The sequence below is a fragment of the Nisaea sp. genome, from assembly GCF_965216895.1.
In the GTDB taxonomy this organism is placed as follows: Bacteria; Pseudomonadota; Alphaproteobacteria; order Thalassobaculales; family Thalassobaculaceae; genus Nisaea.
This window is the reverse complement of sequence record NZ_OZ244205.1, coordinates 1,731,877-1,749,406: the sequence shown is the minus strand read 5'-3', so window position 1 is coordinate 1,749,406 and position 17,530 is coordinate 1,731,877. Positions and strand designations below refer to the sequence as shown.

The 17,530-nt window shown below is 62.3% G+C and carries 15 protein-coding genes; 5 read left to right on the top strand and 10 right to left on the bottom strand.

All coding sequences use genetic code 11. The annotated features are described in order from the left end of the window. Window positions 1-37: 37 nt before the first annotated feature. Window positions 38-604: a PAS domain-containing protein gene (locus ACOOE1_RS08380; protein ID WP_420405890.1), complete on the bottom strand. Its 567-nt coding sequence runs from the start codon at window positions 602-604 to the stop codon at window positions 38-40. A 144-nt stretch (window positions 605-748) separates the two neighbouring features. Then, window positions 749-1,258, bottom strand: a complete 510-nt coding sequence (locus ACOOE1_RS08375) for a MarR family winged helix-turn-helix transcriptional regulator (RefSeq protein ID WP_420405889.1) — start codon at window positions 1,256-1,258, stop codon at window positions 749-751. 109 nt (window positions 1,259-1,367) lie between these two features. Here ACOOE1_RS08375 and hppD point away from each other — a divergent pair, with 109 nt between their 5' ends. Both hppD and ACOOE1_RS08365 read left to right on the top strand, forming a co-directional pair. Further along, on the top strand, window positions 1,368-2,459 hold the full coding sequence (hppD, locus tag ACOOE1_RS08370; RefSeq protein WP_420405888.1) for a 4-hydroxyphenylpyruvate dioxygenase: 1,092 nt from the start codon (window positions 1,368-1,370) through the stop codon (window positions 2,457-2,459). A 155-nt stretch (window positions 2,460-2,614) separates the two neighbouring features. Beyond that, window positions 2,615-3,868, top strand: a complete 1,254-nt coding sequence (locus tag ACOOE1_RS08365; RefSeq protein WP_420405887.1) for an MFS transporter — start codon at window positions 2,615-2,617, stop codon at window positions 3,866-3,868. Between the two features lies 1 nt (window position 3,869). Here the strand turns inward: ACOOE1_RS08365 and ACOOE1_RS08360 are convergent, their stop codons facing one another. Both ACOOE1_RS08360 and ACOOE1_RS08355 read right to left on the bottom strand, forming a co-directional pair. Continuing rightward, complete coding sequence (locus tag ACOOE1_RS08360) at window positions 3,870-4,637, bottom strand: DsbA family protein (protein WP_420405886.1); 768 nt, start codon at window positions 4,635-4,637, stop codon at window positions 3,870-3,872. A gap of 89 nt (window positions 4,638-4,726) precedes the next feature. Further along, window positions 4,727-6,094: a M48 family metalloprotease gene (locus ACOOE1_RS08355; protein ID WP_420405885.1), complete on the bottom strand. Its 1,368-nt coding sequence runs from the start codon at window positions 6,092-6,094 to the stop codon at window positions 4,727-4,729. Between the two features lie 99 nt (window positions 6,095-6,193). Here ACOOE1_RS08355 and ACOOE1_RS08350 point away from each other — a divergent pair, with 99 nt between their 5' ends. Together ACOOE1_RS08350 and ACOOE1_RS08345 are read left to right on the top strand one after the other, a co-directional pair. After that, window positions 6,194-7,753 (top strand): gamma-glutamyltransferase, encoded by a 1,560-nt coding sequence (locus ACOOE1_RS08350; RefSeq protein WP_420405884.1) that lies wholly within the window; start codon window positions 6,194-6,196, stop codon window positions 7,751-7,753. Window positions 7,754-7,769: 16 nt separating this feature from the next. Then, the gene (locus tag ACOOE1_RS08345; RefSeq protein ID WP_420405883.1) at window positions 7,770-8,921 is read left to right on the top strand and encodes a pyridoxal phosphate-dependent aminotransferase; all 1,152 of its coding nucleotides are present in this window, start codon (window positions 7,770-7,772) and stop codon (window positions 8,919-8,921) included. A gap of 12 nt (window positions 8,922-8,933) precedes the next feature. Here ACOOE1_RS08345 and ACOOE1_RS08340 read toward each other — a convergent pair whose 3' ends face one another. Continuing rightward, entirely contained in the window at window positions 8,934-9,869 is a 936-nt protein-coding gene (locus tag ACOOE1_RS08340) for a LysR family transcriptional regulator (RefSeq protein WP_420405882.1), read from the bottom strand. A gap of 165 nt (window positions 9,870-10,034) precedes the next feature. Between ACOOE1_RS08340 and ACOOE1_RS08335 the strand changes: the two genes are divergently transcribed. Continuing rightward, window positions 10,035-11,171, top strand: coding sequence for an iron-containing alcohol dehydrogenase (locus tag ACOOE1_RS08335; protein ID WP_420405881.1), 1,137 nt, complete (start codon window positions 10,035-10,037; stop codon window positions 11,169-11,171). 86 nt (window positions 11,172-11,257) lie between these two features. Here the strand turns inward: ACOOE1_RS08335 and ACOOE1_RS08330 are convergent, their stop codons facing one another. The 5 genes from ACOOE1_RS08330 to ACOOE1_RS08310 all read right to left on the bottom strand — a co-directional run bounded on the left by ACOOE1_RS08330 (window position 11,258) and on the right by ACOOE1_RS08310 (window position 17,499). Continuing rightward, a complete protein-coding gene (locus tag ACOOE1_RS08330; RefSeq protein WP_420405880.1) occupies window positions 11,258-14,455 on the bottom strand; it encodes an efflux RND transporter permease subunit in 3,198 nt (1,065 codons plus the stop codon). A 10-nt stretch (window positions 14,456-14,465) separates the two neighbouring features. Next, complete coding sequence (locus tag ACOOE1_RS08325; protein ID WP_420405879.1) at window positions 14,466-15,575, bottom strand: efflux RND transporter periplasmic adaptor subunit; 1,110 nt, start codon at window positions 15,573-15,575, stop codon at window positions 14,466-14,468. A gap of 45 nt (window positions 15,576-15,620) precedes the next feature. Continuing rightward, entirely contained in the window at window positions 15,621-16,169 is a 549-nt protein-coding gene (locus ACOOE1_RS08320) for a PadR family transcriptional regulator (RefSeq protein ID WP_420405878.1), read from the bottom strand. Between the two features lie 165 nt (window positions 16,170-16,334). After that, window positions 16,335-16,745 (bottom strand): GNAT family N-acetyltransferase, encoded by a 411-nt coding sequence (locus ACOOE1_RS08315; protein ID WP_420405877.1) that lies wholly within the window; start codon window positions 16,743-16,745, stop codon window positions 16,335-16,337. 64 nt (window positions 16,746-16,809) lie between these two features. Beyond that, window positions 16,810-17,499: an SDR family NAD(P)-dependent oxidoreductase gene (locus ACOOE1_RS08310; RefSeq protein ID WP_420405876.1), complete on the bottom strand. Its 690-nt coding sequence runs from the start codon at window positions 17,497-17,499 to the stop codon at window positions 16,810-16,812. Window positions 17,500-17,530 lie beyond the last annotated feature (31 nt).

Genomic DNA, 17,530 nt, shown 5'->3' with positions numbered 1-17,530 from the left:
CCTTGTGACGCAATCGGAACCGCTCGGCTGGCGAGAGCTAATACTCGACATCCGTGGCGAACATGGTCACCACGGGATTGCTGACTTTCACGCGGTCGCCATCACAGTTGTAGGACGCCTGGTGCACAGTGGCCGAGAACCTGTCCGACTCAAGCAGTGAGCTGGTCACTTTGGTGCAGCCGAGGATGGTGTCGTGCGCGCCGTTTTCGCCGGTGATCGGAAGAAACAGTCTTTCAACGAGGACATGGCGTTTGTCATGCAGCGTCTGCGGCCCGATTGTGTGCAGCAGGTTTCCGGAATCGAGACACTGGTCGAGCCTGACACGCAAGGCATTGGCCGTCTTCTGAGACAGGAATTCCTTCAGAGACCGGCCCCTCAGGCCCTGACCGTAGAGCGTGTTCACGGCCTCGCCGACGAGGCGGTAGCGGTAGCATTCCGATTCGGGCGCTTTCTCGCAGATCCAGACGAAGGGGAGCGCGGATCCAAGTTCGATCGGCTCGATCGATTTGCGCGCCGGGTAGCGTGCATCTCCGCGCCAGGCAAACCACCGCTCCACCAACTTGGATAGCGTCGCGTCGGTGACATCCTCCAGGATCTGGTTCATGTTGCCCGCACTCTCGATCGACCGTCTTGAGATTTCAGTGTGGCCTCAGGACTAGATTATCGTGTTTCGATAGCATGACGTAATGGTTGTGGCAATGATTCCGGGAGTAAAGTAACGTAAAGTGAATCTGGCATATGCCAGCTCTCACCGAATCGAGTTGTTGGTCATCTTTTCCGCTCTATTCGTCAATTTTTCCAACAATTTTATTAAATCTCCCTTTTCTTTTTCTGTCAGCGCAGAGGTTAGAAAGGCCTCGCGGTCAAGGGCCATCGGCACGATATGGTTGTAAATAGTTTGCCCTGTGTGCGTAAGGGAGAGGGTCGATTTCCGCCGATCGTCCGGGTCTGTCTGTCGCATGATATGCCCGGACTTCGAGAGTTTGGCGGCGGCCCGGCTCACTTGTACCTTGTCCATCGCGGCGCGCCCTCGAATATCGTTTGCCGTCATTGGCCCGTCGCTGCCGAGAATGGCTATCAGACGCCATTCCGGAATGCTGATATCGAACTCGGTTTCATAGAGTTTCTGGATGCTGCGCGATACCAGGGACGATAGCAGCGCCAGCCGGTAAGGCAGAAAGGCGTCCAATGCAAAAGCGCTGGCCGGCTGGCCGATCGGCGCTTTCTCCTCGTCACTGGAGTCCGCTTGACTTTTCACCCTTATTCCTTAAATGGTTTCAATTGAAACTAATTAGATCGACTGTCGAGACGTTCCTTGCTCGGCGAATCGCTGTCAAGGCATGACGTCGATGCTTGTGGAGGAAGAGATGGCGTCCATGATACCGCCGCCGGTTCCCGGCGGGTCGAGAGAGAACCCGATGGCGACGGACGGTTTCGAGTTCATCGAATATACCGCGCCCGACCCCGGATTGCTGACCGACCTGTTTCTTTCGCTCGGTTTCACTGCCGTTGCCCGCCATCGCTCGAAGGATGTGACGCTCTTCCGGCAGGGCGGGGTCAATTTCATTGTCAACGCCGAGTCTGACAGTTTCGCCCAGTCCTTCGCCAAGGTGCATGGGCCGTCCTGCTGTGCCATCGCCTTCCGGGTGAAGGACGCTGCGGCGGCCTACGAGCGTGCACTGAAGCTCGGCGCCAAGCCGTTCGAAGGAAAGGTGGGGCCGATGGAGCTCAATATCCCGGCTATCCACGGAATCGGCGACAGCCTGATCTATCTCGTCGACCGCTATGGCGAACGTTCGATCTATGACGTCGACTTTGTACCACTGGAAAACGTCGAACAGACCCCGTCCGGCGCTGGATTCTCCTGCGTCGATCATCTGACGCACAATGTTCATCGGGGCCGCATGGATGTCTGGGCGGGGTTCTATGAGAAGCTCTTCAATTTCCGCGAAATCCGATATTTCGATATTGAGGGGAAACTCACCGGCCTGAAATCGCGGGCGATGACGAGCCCCTGCGGGAAGATCCGGATTCCGATCAACGAATCGGCCGACGACAAGTCGCAGATCGAAGAATACCTGCATGCCTACAAGGGGGAAGGAATCCAGCACATCGCGCTTGCGACCGACGATATCTTCGCCAGCGTGGAGAGTTTGAGAGCAGCCGGAACCAGGTTCATGGATCCGCCGCCGGCCACTTACTACGAGATGCTGGAGGAGCGCCTGCCGGGGCATGGAGAGGATGTTGAGCGCATGAAGCAGCACGGCATCCTGATCGACGGCGCACCGACCGAGAATGGCGGACTTCTGTTGCAGATCTTCACCTCGACGGTGATCGGACCGATCTTTTTCGAACTGATCCAGCGCAAGGGCGATGAGGGATTCGGAGAAGGCAATTTCAAGGCTCTCTTCGAATCCATCGAACAGGATCAGGTCAAGCGCGGCGTTCTCGAAGCTTGAAAAACTAAAAAACGCGATGCTTGACCGGGGGCGGGTTTCGGCCTTCTGTTGCTGTCCAACGCGTCAGCTAACGCGTTGACGCGTGTACGGTTTTCAATCTGGAGCCTGAATGCCTGAATTTCTGCCTGCGCGTCGTGCGCACCGGGGCACGCCGTATGAGTGAAGCGGCGTGCCCCGGTGCGCGACAGACCGCCACCAGGGTTTTTGTAATATTGTGCGCCTTCCTGACGCTGGTGCAGATCAACCGGCTCGGCGGCGGAGTCATTGCGAACGGTTTGATCGAGCAGCGCGGAATATCGCCGGCGGCGCTCGGCGGTATCATCGGCGCCATGTCTCTTGCTGCGGCGGCCGTGCAAATTCCGATGGGCGTCCTCTTCGACCGTTACGGCGCGCGACTGACGACATCGGTCCTGAGCCTGATCGGCGTCCTGGGAATCTCCGTATTTGCCGTCGCCGAGACGGCGCCCGCTTTGACCGGCGGCCGCATCATAATCGGTGTCGGACATGCGGGCGCGGTCACAACCGTCTATCTGATCGTTCTCGGCTGGACGAGCCCCGACCGGGTCGCGACCATTTCGGCGCGCCTGATAGCCATTTCTGGGGCGCTCAGCGGTACGCTCGCGACGGCGCCGTTGGCGATCATGCTGCAGAAGGCGGGCTTCGCGCAGAGCTTCCTGCTGCTTGCAGCGGCGATCCTGGTACTGACTGCGCTGATCTTCTTCTGCGTGCGCGATCGGCCGCCGGGAATGGAGCGGCCCGTCCGGCCCAAAGAGAGTATGGGAAAAGCGTTCGCCGCGATCCTGGTCATGATCAGGGACCCGGACATTCGCGGCACGCTCATCATGGCGAGTTGCTTCGCCGCGCCGTTCGCCACGATCGGCGGTCTGTGGGCAGGGCCGTATCTCCGGGATGTTCATGGCCTGGACCAGACCGGCGCCGGCTACGTGCTTCTGGTGATGGTCCTGGCGCTGAATGCGGGGACATTGGCCTTCGGCCCGCTAGACCGCATATTCAATTCCCGCAAAAAGGTGGTTCTCGGGAGCTGTGCTGCCATGGTCGTGACGCTAGGCGTGCTCGCCCTGCTTCCCGACCCGCCGCTCTGGCTCGCTCTCGGGATCCTGGTGCTGTTCTGCGTGACGTCGCCCTTTTTCGTGGTTCTGGCAGCGCATTGCCGGGGGTTCGTTCCGGATTACCTCGCCGGACGGGCAATCACCTGCATGAGCCTCGTCGGAGTCGGGACGATTTTTGTCACCCAATGGGTCACCGGGTTCATCGTCGATTTTGCGTCCGGCGATGCAAGTGTCGCCTACCGGCTGGTATTCGCGACGGTCGCGGGCCTGATACTGGTAGCGTCGTGCTTCTACGCCCGCGTCCGGGATATCCCTCCGGCGTCTGCCGAGGATATCTGACTCAGCCCTTGCGGGCCGCCTCGATCTGCTGCACCAGGGTGTCGAGTCCAACCGCGCCGGGCAGGATCTCGTCGCCGATGATGAAGGCGGGCGTCCCATTCACGCCGAGTGTCCGGGCCAGCATGGTTGCGTCGCGGATGGTCTTCTCGGTTTCCGGCGCGGCCATGTCGGCCTTCAGTTTCCCGATGTCGAGACCGACCTCGCGCGCGGTCTGGAACACTGTTTCGTCACTCAGACGGCCACGAAAGCCCATCAGAGCGATATGGAATTCACGATACGCGCCCTGGCTGCGGGCAGCAACTGAGGCTCTGGCTGCGGTCACCGAAGCAGGGCCGAGGATGGGGAATTCCTTCATCACCCAGCGCACGTTCGGATCCTGCTTCAGCAGTTGCATCACCGGTTCGACCATGCGTTTGCAGTAGCCGCACTGGTAGTCGAAAAACTCTACCACAGTGACGTCGCCGTCCGGATTCCCGAGAACCGGATCGTTCGGGTTGGCAACGATCTCTGCCTGCAACTGGGCGAGCGCCAGACGCTGCTGTTGCTTCTCGGCCGCTTCCTGGCGTTGCTGCATCGCATTCAGCGACTCAACGATTACCTCGGGGTGCTTCAGGATGTAATCGCGGATGGCCGCGTCCAGTGCTTCCTTCTGCGCCTCGGAAAAAGGATCGGCCGCGAACGTCGGCGCGCTACCGAGCGCGCTCGCAATCACGCCGGCGGCAGCCAGATGCGCGAGGTGTCTGAGAACTGGAAGTCGCAGGGAGGCCATGCGCCGTGCCTTTCGGTTTTGAGTTTCGGACGCGGACTTTGGTCCGGAATGTACCGGCGCGCAACCCACGTTCCCGTTATGCTTAGGGGTCAGCGCGTCTTGCGTTCGCGGTCGCGTGGCGTCGAGAGTTGCTCGATATCCGTAGCCCGGAGCCATGCTTCCGTGTTGGGCTGCAGCTTCTGCTTGGCCCGGTTCGCTTGCAGCGCCGCATCCCGCTCGCGCCCTGAGCGGTAGGCCTCCTCTGCGAGTGCCAGTGCCGACATGCCGTGATCGCCATTGCGGCCATACGCGATCGCGAGCTGCCGCCAGGCGAAGGTCGCGTACGGCATTTCCTGAACGACACGCTCAAGATGCTCCTGTGCCTCGGTGCTGCCGTCCGGGGTTCCGAGCGCGAGGAGAACCCGCGCAAGTTCGAGGCGGATGCGGGGTGCTTCCGGAAGCAGTTCGTTGGCCGACCTATAGGACTCTTCCGCCTCGCCGGGGCGTCCGGCTTCAAACAGGATCTGGCCTTTGAGTTCGTGGAAGTAGGGATCCTCTGGATACTCTTCCAGCAGGCTGTCGGTCATCGTCAGCGCTTTCTTCATATCCGGCAGCCGATAGGTCGCGATGGCGCGGGCATAGCGTGCTTCCAACGACGTGTCGGTATCCTCGTAGTCGCGGAATGTTCGCGCCGGACTCCGGATGAAGCCCTTCAGTTTCGCGACCATGCGCCGATGCTTGATCTGCAAGTCCTCCGGAAGCTTCTCGTCGGAATAGGGCGAGGACGCGACATGCGATTCGACGAAGGAAATACGATCCTGGGTCAGCGGGTGTGTGCTGGCATAGGGAGAGCGACTGCGTCCGCTGAGCAATTCCTGACCGCTCAGGGTCGAGAGGAATTCCAGCATGCCTCTGGACGATTCGCGGTTGGCGTCGAGATATCGGATCGCGGCCTGGTCCGCCGCGGATTCCTGCGTCCGGCTATAGGTAAGCAGGGAATTCTGCAGCGAGGCCTGACTGCCTGCAATAATTGCCCCGGCGGCGTCCCCGCGGCCGGACGCAAGAGCTGCACCGGCACCGAGGATAAGCCCGAGCAGGGCGTTCCGGCTTGCATTGCGAAGCGCTTCGCCGGATCGCGCCAGATGGCCGCCGGCGATGTGGCCGGTTTCGTGCGCGATCACGCCCAGAAGCTGTTCCGGCGTGTCGGTAGCCATCAGCAGGCCTGTATGAAAAAAGATGTTCTGCCCGCCGGCCACGAAAGCGTTCAGCGTATCGTCATTTATGAAATAGAGATCGATGGCCGCGGGTGACAGCCCCGCTGCTTGGAATACAGGGGTCGACAAGTCGCGGATATAGAACTCGATTTCGGTGTCGGTGATGTAGGAACGCGCGTCGACCGCGCGGTGAGCTCCGACCAGAAAGGCGAGGGCGGTCACCAGCGCAATTAGAGGCTTGCCAACAAGGGCTTTGCACTTCATGGATTTCGGTCCGAGCCTGTTGGTGCGTTGGGCATTAATAATTAATGTGCGCCGCCCGCGGACGGCATTCAATAGCCGGCGGCAAATTGAGGGGAAGTTATGTTTCGTAAATCCGTGCCTTTGGCATTGGCGATGTGCGCCGGTTTGCTCTCGGGCTGCGCGGGCGACGAGGTTGTCCAGGTCACGGAAGGCTTCTTCGGTGCGATCGCCGTCGACGAGCCGCGTGCGGCTCTGGTCGCGCAGGATGTGCTGGTCGAGGGGGGCAATGCCGCAGACGCCGCGGTTTCGACTTTCTTCACCCTGGCTGTCACGCTGCCGTCTTCGGCGGGCCTCGGAGCGAGTGGGAGTTGCGTCGTGTTCGATCCGCAGAGCAAGCGGTTCGAGGAGCTGTCATTCCTGCCGCGGCCGCTTTCGGAGGATGCTGCCGGTCTCTCCGTTCCGATCGGCCCGCGTGCGATGTTCGCGCTGCATGCCAGGTACGGCCGGCTGCCTTTCGGTCAGCTGATCGGTGATGCGGAGCAGCTGGCCCGTTTTGGCGATATCGTCTCGCGCCGTCTTGCCGAAGATCTTGCGCGCGACGGCGCTGTCCTGCGGGAGACTGCTTCCGGATCGGAATTGTTGGCGCCGTCGGGCTCCGTTCTTGGCGCCGGGTCTCCGCTGCTCCAGCTCAACCTTGCCGGAACCCTGAGCCGGCTGCGCGTCGCGGGCGTCGGCGATCTCTATTCTGGTCAGTTGGCCAAGCGTTATATCGGCGGTGCGAAGGCACTCGGGTACGGAGCCGATCCGGTGCGGCTGCGGCAGGAAGTTCCGTTCTGGTCGGCCGCGAGCGGTGTCGAATACGACAATCATCTCTGGGCCGTCGCCGCGAGCCGGGCAGAGGACGGAGCGCTGCTCGCAAAGACTCTCTCGATCGCCTTCCACGAGGTCGATTGGTCGACCGCGCCGCGCGATACGGACGCGACCATGATCGCGGAAATGCAGGTGCGCGCCGCGAATGCGGTCGCGGAAGGCAACATGGATGCGAGCGATGACGAAGCGGAGCGGTTGTTCGACGGGTTCCGGCCGGGCGCTCCGCGGAGTCGGGCCGCACCGGCGGCGGTCTCGCTCTTCGGCGGCCGATCGCAGGCCGGGGCGACCAGCTTCTCGATTACCGACAAGCGCGGTCTTTCCGTGGGCTGCGCGCTGACCATGAATGCCGCGTTCGGCACCGGGAAGGCGCTTCCCGAGATGGGGCTTCTGGCCGCACCGGTTCGCTCTGCAGCGGAGGCGCCGCTGGCGGCCGCCGTGATCGCCGGCAACAGCAAGGCCTGGCAGGTGCACATGACAGCGATGGCGGCCGGTGGCCGTCAGGTCGTGTCTGCACTCGCTCCCACGATTGCCCGTCATTATGTAGGTAAACAGCAGGCTGCGGCAGCCGTTGCAGCACCGCGTTCCCATTACGATCCGGCGACGGACGTGCTGTATGTGGAGCAGGGTGTGCCGCAGGGCGCAGTCAATGTTGCCGAGGCCGCCGGCTATCGGGTTCGCGCGGCGGATCTTCCGATTGCAGCGGTCCGGCTCTTTCGCTGCAACAACGGTCTGCCGCGCAGCGAGCTCGATTGCGGGGCGGCGGACGATCCGCGCGGCCGGGGTCTGATGCTCTACGAAGAAGTGAAGTGACGGGGAAGGGCTTCTCATGAGCCTCAAGGTTTCGCGGCGCGGCGCGGTTCCCGCCTTTATCGTCATGGATGTCATGCAGGCTGCGGCGGACCGGGAGGCCGCCGGCGGTGACGTGCTGCATCTCGAGGTCGGTCAGCCTGCTACACCGGCGCCACGCGGCGTGATCGAGGCAGCGGAGCGGGCACTCAGGAGCGACAAGATCGGCTATACGCTGGCCGGTGGGATTGCCCCACTGCGCGAGCGCATCGCCCGGCACTACAAGGATTGGTATGGTGTTGCGCTCGATCCGTCCCGGATCATGGTGACGACCGGATCCTCCGGCGCCTTCCAGGTCGCGTTTCTGGCGGCGTTCGAGGCCGGCGACCGGGTAGCGATGGCCTCGCCTGGCTATCCGGCCTACCGCAACATCCTCTCCGCGCTCGGGGTTGAGACGGTCCTGTTGGAGAGCGAGCGCAAACATCGCTACCAGCCCACACCGGAACTACTCGACGCGGTGGAGGGCAAGCTCGACGGCCTGATCGTGGCCAGCCCCTCGAACCCGACAGGGACCATGCTCGGCGCCGAAGAACTCGCGGACCTGACACGGTACTGCAAGACAAACGGCATCCGCCTGGTGTCCGACGAGATCTATCACGGCATCGGCTTCGGTAGCCGGCCGGTCTCCGCGCTGGAGAGCGACGATCAGGCGATCGTGATCAACAGTTTCTCGAAATATTTCTCCATGACCGGCTGGCGCCTCGGCTGGATGGTGGTGCCCGAGGATCTGGGGCGTTCGATGGAGTGCCTGGCGCAGAACCTCTTCATTTCGCCCCCGACCCTGTCCCAGCATGCCGCCGTCGCGGCCTTCGATTGCCACGAGGAACTGGAGGCCAATGTCGCGCGCTATGCGCAGAACCGCGAAGTCCTGCTGAACGAGCTTCCGGCGGCGGGCCTCGACGATCTCGCCCCGGCGGATGGAGCTTTCTACATCTACGCCGATGTCACCCGCTTCACCAACGACAGCGTGGATTTCTCGAAGCGGATGCTGAGCGAAATTGGTATCGCCGCCACGCCGGGCGTGGATTTCGATCCGGCTCGCGGGCATGGCAGCCTGCGTTTCTCCTTCGCCGGCGCTACCGCCGACATGGTCGAGGCGGCGGCTCGGCTGAAGGGCTGGCTCAAGGGCTGAGTCCGGTGCGCGTCATCTGGATGCGTGGGGAGGAACGGCGCCTGCAATCAGCTCCGAGATGAATTGCTTCGACTGATCCGGCATATCCTGCGACCGGCGCGTGATGACCTCGTACGGCTCGCTCTTGGATATGAGGTGAACGGGAAGAATGCATGCCATCCCGAAGCCGGCGAAGAATTCCGCGACGTCTCCGGACAAAAGTGCCACTGAATTTTGATCCCCCTGAATCAGCGACATCGTCGTCAGTGCCGAGCGGGTTTCCAGCAGGACCGACGGGAACGGTAGCCCGGCGTGACGGAATTCCTGCTCCAGAGACAATCTCATCGGCATCGCCGCCGTATAGACAATCCACCTCAAGTCGGCGAGGTCCGAGAGGGCGACCCGCTTCTTTCCGACCAGCGGGTGGGCGGGGTTGGCCACGACCTTCAGCACCTCGTCGTGAAACGCGACGACATCGTAGACATGTGGCGCCGCGCTGACCGAATGCCGGCCGATCACGAGATCCAGCGCGCCTCGATCGAGTTGCCTCAACAGTTCGGCGCTCGTGTCCTCGAGGATTTCGACGGACGTTCGGGGATACCGCCGCAAATGTCGCTGGACGATTTCGGTGACGAACGGAACCGCTCCCATGATCGTTCCGATCCGCAATTTAGTGCCGGTGCCCGCGGAGAGGCCGTTCAGTTCCCGTTCCAGCTTGCCGAGCTGGGCCAGGATCGTCTTGGCATTGCGGATGACGCATTCACCGGCCGGCGTCGCCCGTACACCGCGGTTGGAGCGATGGAAGAGCTTCTGCCCGGTCAGTTCCTCAGCTTCCTGCAACGCCTTGGAAGCGCGCGGCTGGCTCGTGCCGATGGTCTCGGCCGCGCGTTTCAGCGAGCCGTTGTCTTCGATCGCGGAGAGCAGCAGCAGGTGGCGCAAGGACAGCCGGGCAAAGGAGGATTGTCGCATCCGACCCTTGTGATTTTGTTTTCGTTATATCTGTATTCAAAGATGATGGATTTACAGGTGGCCGCTCAAGCGTGATTTTTCTCGGAAAGCGATTCTGGCCAGCAAATGTAGACGTTTCATAGCGCCACGCTGAATTTCTAAATCGATATATCAAAGGGAAGAATCATGGGGTTGATCAACTATGTGACCCGGGTTCAGTTCGGGTTCGGAGAACTGGCCTCGCTCAAGTTCGAGCTCGCGCTCGCCGGCATTGCACGGCCGCTCGTCGTCACGGACAAGGGTGTGCGGCAGCTCGGATTTCTCGAAAAGATCGAGACAGTTATCGGTGCGGCGCCGGCTGGTGTCTTCGACGATACTCCGGGCAATCCCAATGAAGCTGCGGTTCAGGCTGCAACCAGACTGTTTCTCGATGTCGAGGCTGACGGGATCATTGCGGTCGGCGGCGGGTCGGCGCTCGATCTCGCAAAGGCGGTCGCCATTCTCGCGGCGCATGGCGGCGGATTGAAAAACTACGCCATGATCGAAGGCGGAGTCGAAAGGATCACGGACAAGACCTGGCCGACGATCGCGATCCCGACGACTGCCGGAACCGGCAGCGAGGTGGGACGCGCCGCGATCGTGATCCTGGAGGATGGCCGCAAGGTCGGTCTGCTGTCGCCGTACCTCATTCCGAGGGCGGCCATCGTGGATCCGGAACTCACGATGAGCCTTCCGGCCACTTTGACCGCGGCGACCGGGATGGATGCGATCTCGCATTGCATCGAGACCTATCTCGCGCCGTCCTTCAACCCTCCGGCCGACGGCATCGCGCTGGATGGCCTGCGTCGTGGCTGGACGAACATCCGCCTCGCAACGGAAATGCCGGGGGATCGGGAGGCGCGTGCGAACATGGCCATCGCATCCACCATGGGTGCCATGGCCTTCCAGAAAGGGCTGGGCTGCGTCCATAGCCTGAGCCACGCGCTCGGCGGGATAAATCCCAAGCTGCATCACGGCACGCTCAATGCTGTCTTCATGCCGGCGGTGATCGATTTCAACCGCGACGCGCCGACTTCGGTCGCGGAGAACAAATACGAACATCTCGCCCGGGCGATGGAACTCGCCTCTGGTGACGATGTCGCAACGGCGGTCCGGGATATGACGAAGATCATCGGTCTTCCCACCCGCTTGTCGGAGCTCGGGGTCTCCAGGGACCTGTTCGATCGCATCGTGGCTGGGGCGCTCGCCGACCATAGCCACAAGACGAATCCGATAGAGGCGAGCGCCGAGGACTATATCGCGATGCTCGAAGCGTCCTACTGACCTTGCGCGAAGCCGGATGACCTGCATGGAAGCGGCGGCTCGGGTGCCGCCGCTTCCTCAATCTCGACTGGCGACCGCAGCCGGCTCTATTCGGCGGCGTTGGCGACGCTGTCGTCTGCGATGTAGGAGTGATCCGATCCGGTCCCCGCCTTGCGGGCCCGCCGCGCCGCTTTCCAGGACTGGACATTCGCGCGGACCTGCAACGCCGAGGGCGTGACGATCAGGGTCAGAACAGTCGCGAAGCCCATGCCGAAGACGATGGCGGACGAGAGCCCCACCCACCACTGCGTCGACGGCGCTCCGACGGAGATCTCCCGCGTGAAGAGGTCGATGTTTGTTTGAAACACCATCGGCAGCAGGCCGAGCATCGTGGTGATGGTGGTCAGCATGACCGGTCTGAGGCGCTGTGCCCCGGTTCGGAGAATCGCCTCGGTGGCGTCGGCGGTCGTGGTCTTCAGCGCGTCGAAGGTATCGATCAGCACGATATTGTTGTTCACCACGATCCCGGCGAGCGCGATCACGCCGATGCCGCTCATAACGATGCCGAAGGGCTGGCCGGTGATTATCAGGCCGATCATGACGCCGATGGTCGACATGATCACCGCGCTCAGGATCAGGAAGGCGCTGTAGAAGCTGTTGAACTGAGTGACCAGGATGATCGCCATGATGAACAGCGCCACGCCGAACGCCTTGCCGAGAAACGCTTCGGCCGCCTTCTGCTCCTCGTCCTCGCCCTTGAATCGGTAGGTTACGCCGTCCGGCAGCTTCACCGTGCCGAGCCAATCGGTCAGTTCCTGCACCTTGTTGTCCGCGAGCACGCCGGGCAGCACGTCCGCCTTCACGCTCATCACCTGGCGCGCGTCGGACCGCTTGATCGTGCCGACCTTGTCCTGCGCGCTCCAGGAGACGAAGTTGCGCAGCGGAACCAGTCCCATATCGGTCTTCATGCGGATCGCAAGGAACTGGTCGAGACGGCGAAACGGCCGCGGATAGCGGACGACGATGTCGATTTCCTCGTCGCTGTCGTTCGGCCGGTAGTCGCTGACCTTGAGGCCGCGGGTGACGAGTTGCACATAGCTGCCGATCAGCGCTACGTCGGCGCCGAACTTGGCGGCTTGCGCGCGGTCGACGGCGATTTGCCATTCGATGCCCGGAATGTGCCGGTCGTCCTCGATATTCATCAGACCGTCCATCCGGTCGAATTGCTCGCGGACCATGGCGGCCGCCTCGATCAGCTTGTCCGGATAATGCGACCGCAGCTGCACCTGCACCGGCTTGCCGGTCGGCGGTCCGCCCTGTTCCTTCGCCGGCTCGACGATGATGCCGGGATAGGCTGTCGCCCGTTCGCTGATATCGGCGAGAATTTCGTCCGCCGGACGCCGATTGCCCCAGTCGTCGAACTCGACCTGGATGGTGCCGATCACGTCTTCGGCGATGTCCTGACCGCCACCACTGCCGCCGTCCTTGTCACCGACATAGGTATAGACGGACTTGAAGCCGCCGACCTCGAGCACTTCCTTCTCTATCTGGAAGACCAGACGGGCCTTCTCCGCAGTCGACATGTTGCCGCGCGCATGAACGCGGATCATGGCGTTGTCGGGCTCGACGTCGGGAAAGAACTCCACACCGTTGCCGTGAGTCGCGTAGTACCACTGTACGCCGACCAGCAGGAATGCAGCGCCCGCGAGAACCTTGCCGGGATGGCGAAGTGCAGCCCTCAGAGCTGTCAGATAAGCACCGGTAAAGCCTTTGATCTTGCCGAGGTCGCCATCCTCCATCGCGGCCAGCGCCTCCCGGCTCCGTTCGTTCTGCGCACCGGGCCTGCCGATGATAGCGCCGAGCGCAGGCACGAAGACCAGCGCCATCAGGAGCGATGCGCTGAGCGTTGCGATCAGGGTGATCGGCAGGAACTTCATGAACTCGCCGACGACCCCCGGCCAGAACAACAGCGGCAGGAAGGCCGCCAGCGTCGTGGCGGTCGAGGCGATGATCGGCCACGCCATGCGTTTTGCCGCCGCGGCATAGGCTGAGCGGCGATCGAGACCCTCGGACATTTTCCGGTCGGCGAACTCGGTCACAACAATGGCGCCGTCGACCAGCATGCCGACTGCGAGAATCAGACTGAACAGCACGACGATGTTCACCGTCAGACCAAGCGAGGAGAGGGTCAGGATGCCGAGCAGGAAGGAGCCCGGAATGGCGACGCCGACAAGACCGGCCGAGCGGTAGCCGAGCGCACCGACGATCACGATCATGACCAGGAGAATGGCGCTAAGCACATTGTTCCTCAGGTCCGTCAGCATGGTGCGAATTTGGTCGGACTTGTCCTGGCTGAAGGTCACGGTCACGCCGTTCGGCCAGGTTGTCTGCGCTTCCGCGACGACCTTCCGGACATTCTCAACGGTCTCGATCACGTTTTCGCCGATCCGTTTGGTGACCTCGATGCCGATCGCGGGCTGGCCGTCGAGCCGGGCATGGCTTTCCCGGTCCTTGAAGCCGCGCTGGACATAGGCGATGTCCCGCACACGGACGACCGCATCGCCGTTCGTCTTGATCGGCTGATCGAGGATATCGGAGAGATTCTCGTAGAGACCCGGGACCTTGATCGGGAAGCGCCCGTTGCCGGTGTCCAGCGTTCCCGCTGCGACCAGCCGGTTGGAGCGGGAGACGATCTCAAGCACGGCTGACGCATCGATATTGTAGCTGTCGAGGCGCAGGGGATCGATGACGATTTCGACCAGTTCCTCACGCTCGCCCCTTAGTTTGGCTTCCAGAACCGTGCCGATACCTTCGATCTCGTCGCGCAGGTTGCGTGCGAGATGCAACATGGTGCGCTCCGGCAGTTCTCCGGAGAGGGTGACGACGAGGATAGGGAAGAGGCTGACATTGACCTCGTGCACGGTCGGCTCGTCGGCGTCTTCCGGCAGTTCCGGCTTTGCGATGTCGACTTTCTCGCGCACGTCCGTCAGGGCCTGGTCGGCATCGAAACCGGCAGTGAACTCGAGGGTCACGTTGGCACCGCCCTCGTAGGCGGTCGCCCGCATCTCCTTCACCCCCTCGATGCTGCGCAGCTCGGTTTCCATCGGCTTCAGCAGCAGCCGCTCGGCGTCTTCCGGTGAGATCCCGTCATGGCTCATGGCGACATAGATGATCGGGATGTTGACGTCCGGATCGGCTTCCTTCGGGATCGTCACATAGGAGATCGCACCGGAAACCAGTATCAGCGCCAGGACCATAAGGGTGGTGCGGCTGCGGTGCAGGGCGGCGTCGATCAGCGTGTGCATGGGGCGGGCCTCAGCTTGCCTTCGCTTCGGGGGTGCCGACGATCTCTTCCGGAACGGCGCGGACCTTCTCGCCGTCGGTGACGAATTCCTGGCCGACGGAAATCAGCTGGACCCGTTCCGGGAGTCCGGTCACGTAGGCCCAGTCGGCATCGCTGTCGATCACGCTCACCTTGTGGAAGCGCACAATATTGTCGCGGTCGACGATCATCACGCCGAGGCGGCCCTCGTCGTTTAGGGTAAAGACCCCGGCAGAGAGCCTGTGCGCGAAGACCTCGGGCAGCGGCAGGACGACTCCGGTCGTGATGCCCTGCTCGATCTCCATGCCCGGGTTCGGAACCTCGAGCTCGACCTTGAAGGTCCGGGTTGCCGGATCGGCTGCGGCGGTAATGTAGCGAATGGTTCCGGTAAGCTCCGTTCCGTCAAGCAGGCGCGCAGCGCCGGGTTGCCCGACCTTCAGCTTGATCCTTTCCTGTTCCGAGACCTGGGCCACGACGAGGATCGGGTCGAGATCGTAGAGCGTGGCGACCGGGTCGCCGCTCTGGACAACGTCGCCGACCTCGACCTGGATATCGTCGAGGATGGCATCGAACGGGGCCTTGATCGTCAGGCGGCGGATCTCTTCCTCTATTTCGGCCAGGTCGGCTTTTGCTTCCTGCAGGTCGGCATAGGTAGCGGCCCGCTGGGTCTTGGCCTGAAAGCCCTTATTCGCGAGTTTGTCGGCCGCGGTGAATTCTGTCTGGCGCTGCTCGATCCGGGCTTTCGCCATCTGTCGCCGTGCTTCGCGGTCTTCCGGGTCGAGGCGCAAAATCGTCTCACCGGCTGTGATCGGCGTTCCTTCCGTCGCGCCGATCTTGACCACCTTGCCGAGGATTTGGGCTTTCAGCTCGATATGGCGCGAGGCATCGGTCCGGCCTGAAATGATCACCGCCGAGCGGTAAGGCTCGGCGACGCTCTCGCGAATCCGGACGGAAGTCAGTTCCGGAGCCTCGGCGGAAGTTTCGGATGCCGCGGCCGTTTCCTCGTCCGTTCGTGCACCATTGGCGAATTGACCCGAAAGGATCCAGCCGGTCGCGCCAATCGCGATCAAGGCGGCCAGCAACAGGGAGCGATTGAGTCTCATGGGGCCTCTGCAGGCTGAAGTGACGGATAAGCAGGACGTCGGCTCTTACTCGGCGGCATGTCGAGCCTCCGAGCGAAGCTTTTCCAGTAGGGCGGTGCGGTTCTGCCGCATGTAATCGGCCGCTGCCTTGTAGATTGCGCAACCGAGACCGCGTACGAAGTCCTTTCCGGGTTCGTCGCCGGAACAGGTCTCCGCCTTGGCATGCAGGTCCGCGACCGACGCCTCATAGCGGGCGATCCGTTCGTCGACGAGACGGGCGATTTTCTCCGGAGACTGATGAGCGGCGAAGAATATCAGGAAGAGTAGATCGGAGCGGAACTGGTCATCTCCGGGTTCCGTCTGACAGGCCTGGTACAAAGCTTCGGCGCCGGCAGATGTCAGGCTGTAGATTTTCTTGTCGGGCCGCCCGTCCTGCGCCTCGGCCGTCACGGTGACGAGACCTTCTTCCGCGGCTTTGGTGAGCGCGGGGTAGATCGCACCGAGCGAGGCTTTCTGAAAATGCGCGAACGGGCCTTCCGCAAACTGCTTGCGGATTTCATAACCCGTGGAGTCCCGTCGGCTGAGAACCGCGAGGCAGAGTGTCTTGACGTCCATGGATCGGGCGCTCCGGTATATCGGTCCGATATACGATTTCTATGTCGGACCGATATATGGAACTCTACGGTGTAGTTTAAAAGGGGAAACTTCGCCGTCGTATTCGGATAGGTGCTTTTCGTGCCGTCTTGTGGCACGGGAGTAACAGTCCGGAGCCGGACCGCGCTAGGGCGTCTCGAACCGGAACTTCAGGAAGCCTGCACCGGCGTGGCTGACGTCCCCGACGAATTCCGCGCCGAGACGGGTGAGGGCACCGAAGTGCTTGCGGGACGGTGGCAGGAGAATCGTTACATAAGGGATGCGCCGGTCGGCCCGGGCGAAATCCAACGCTTTTCGGGCGATGAGTGGGCCGAGACCGAACCGCTCGGGCTTCAGCACAAGGCCGAAATCCCAATCCTCGCCTTCCTTCTGGAAACCGCCCCAGCCGGCATAGGCGCCGTCCAGAAGAATCGCCCAATGCCCAAGCCCGTCGCGATTCCAGCAGGCTTCTTTGGCAGCGACGAACGCCGTCGCGGTCTCCCGGTCCCACGACCGGGTCAGAAGGGGCATGTGCTGCGTCATCCGGGGATCGGACATGTGCGCGGCGATCTCCCCCGGAGCGATCTCTGTCAGGCGAGTGAAGGCGATGCCGACCATTCCGTCAGAAGGTTTCTTTCCATGGACGCAGCTCGACCTCCCAGGCCCAGCTCGAACGCGGCTGGCGATGGAACTGCAAATAGGTCTCGGCGATCGCGTCAGGATCCAGCAGCTTGTCCTCACCCGGAGTTTCGCGATCGTCGTCCTTGGTCCGGATGCCGCCATCGATGACGAAATGCCCGATATGGATATTCTGCGGATGCAGTTCGCGCGCCATGGACTGAGCCAGGCCGCGCAGTCCGAACTTGCCCATCGCGAAAGGCGCCGATTGCGGATAGCCCTTCACGCCGGCGGAGGCGCCGGTGAAGAGAATGCTGCCCCTGCCGGCTTTCAGCATCCGCCGGGCAGCCTGCTGGGCAACGAGAAAAGCGCCGTGACAGCTGACCGTTGTGGCCGCCAGTACCTCGTCGGGATCGAGTCCCACCAGCGGCCCGCGGACTCGCTTGGACGGGTTGAAGACAACCAGGTCCGGCGTGCCGAGCGTTTCATCGAGCCAGGAGAAGAGGGTGGCGACGCTGTCCTTGTCCGCAACGTCGCATTCGTGGACAAACGCCCCGGTTTCCCCCGCCAGCCGACCGAGTTTGTCCGTGTTTCGCGCGGCGAGGGCGATCTTCATGCCTTCGTTCGCACAGTGCCGTGCGAGAGAGGCGCTGAGACCTGCGCCCGCGCCGACGATGAGAGCTGTTTCGGCCATGATTGCTTCCTTCTTCTGGGGCTGTGGGAGC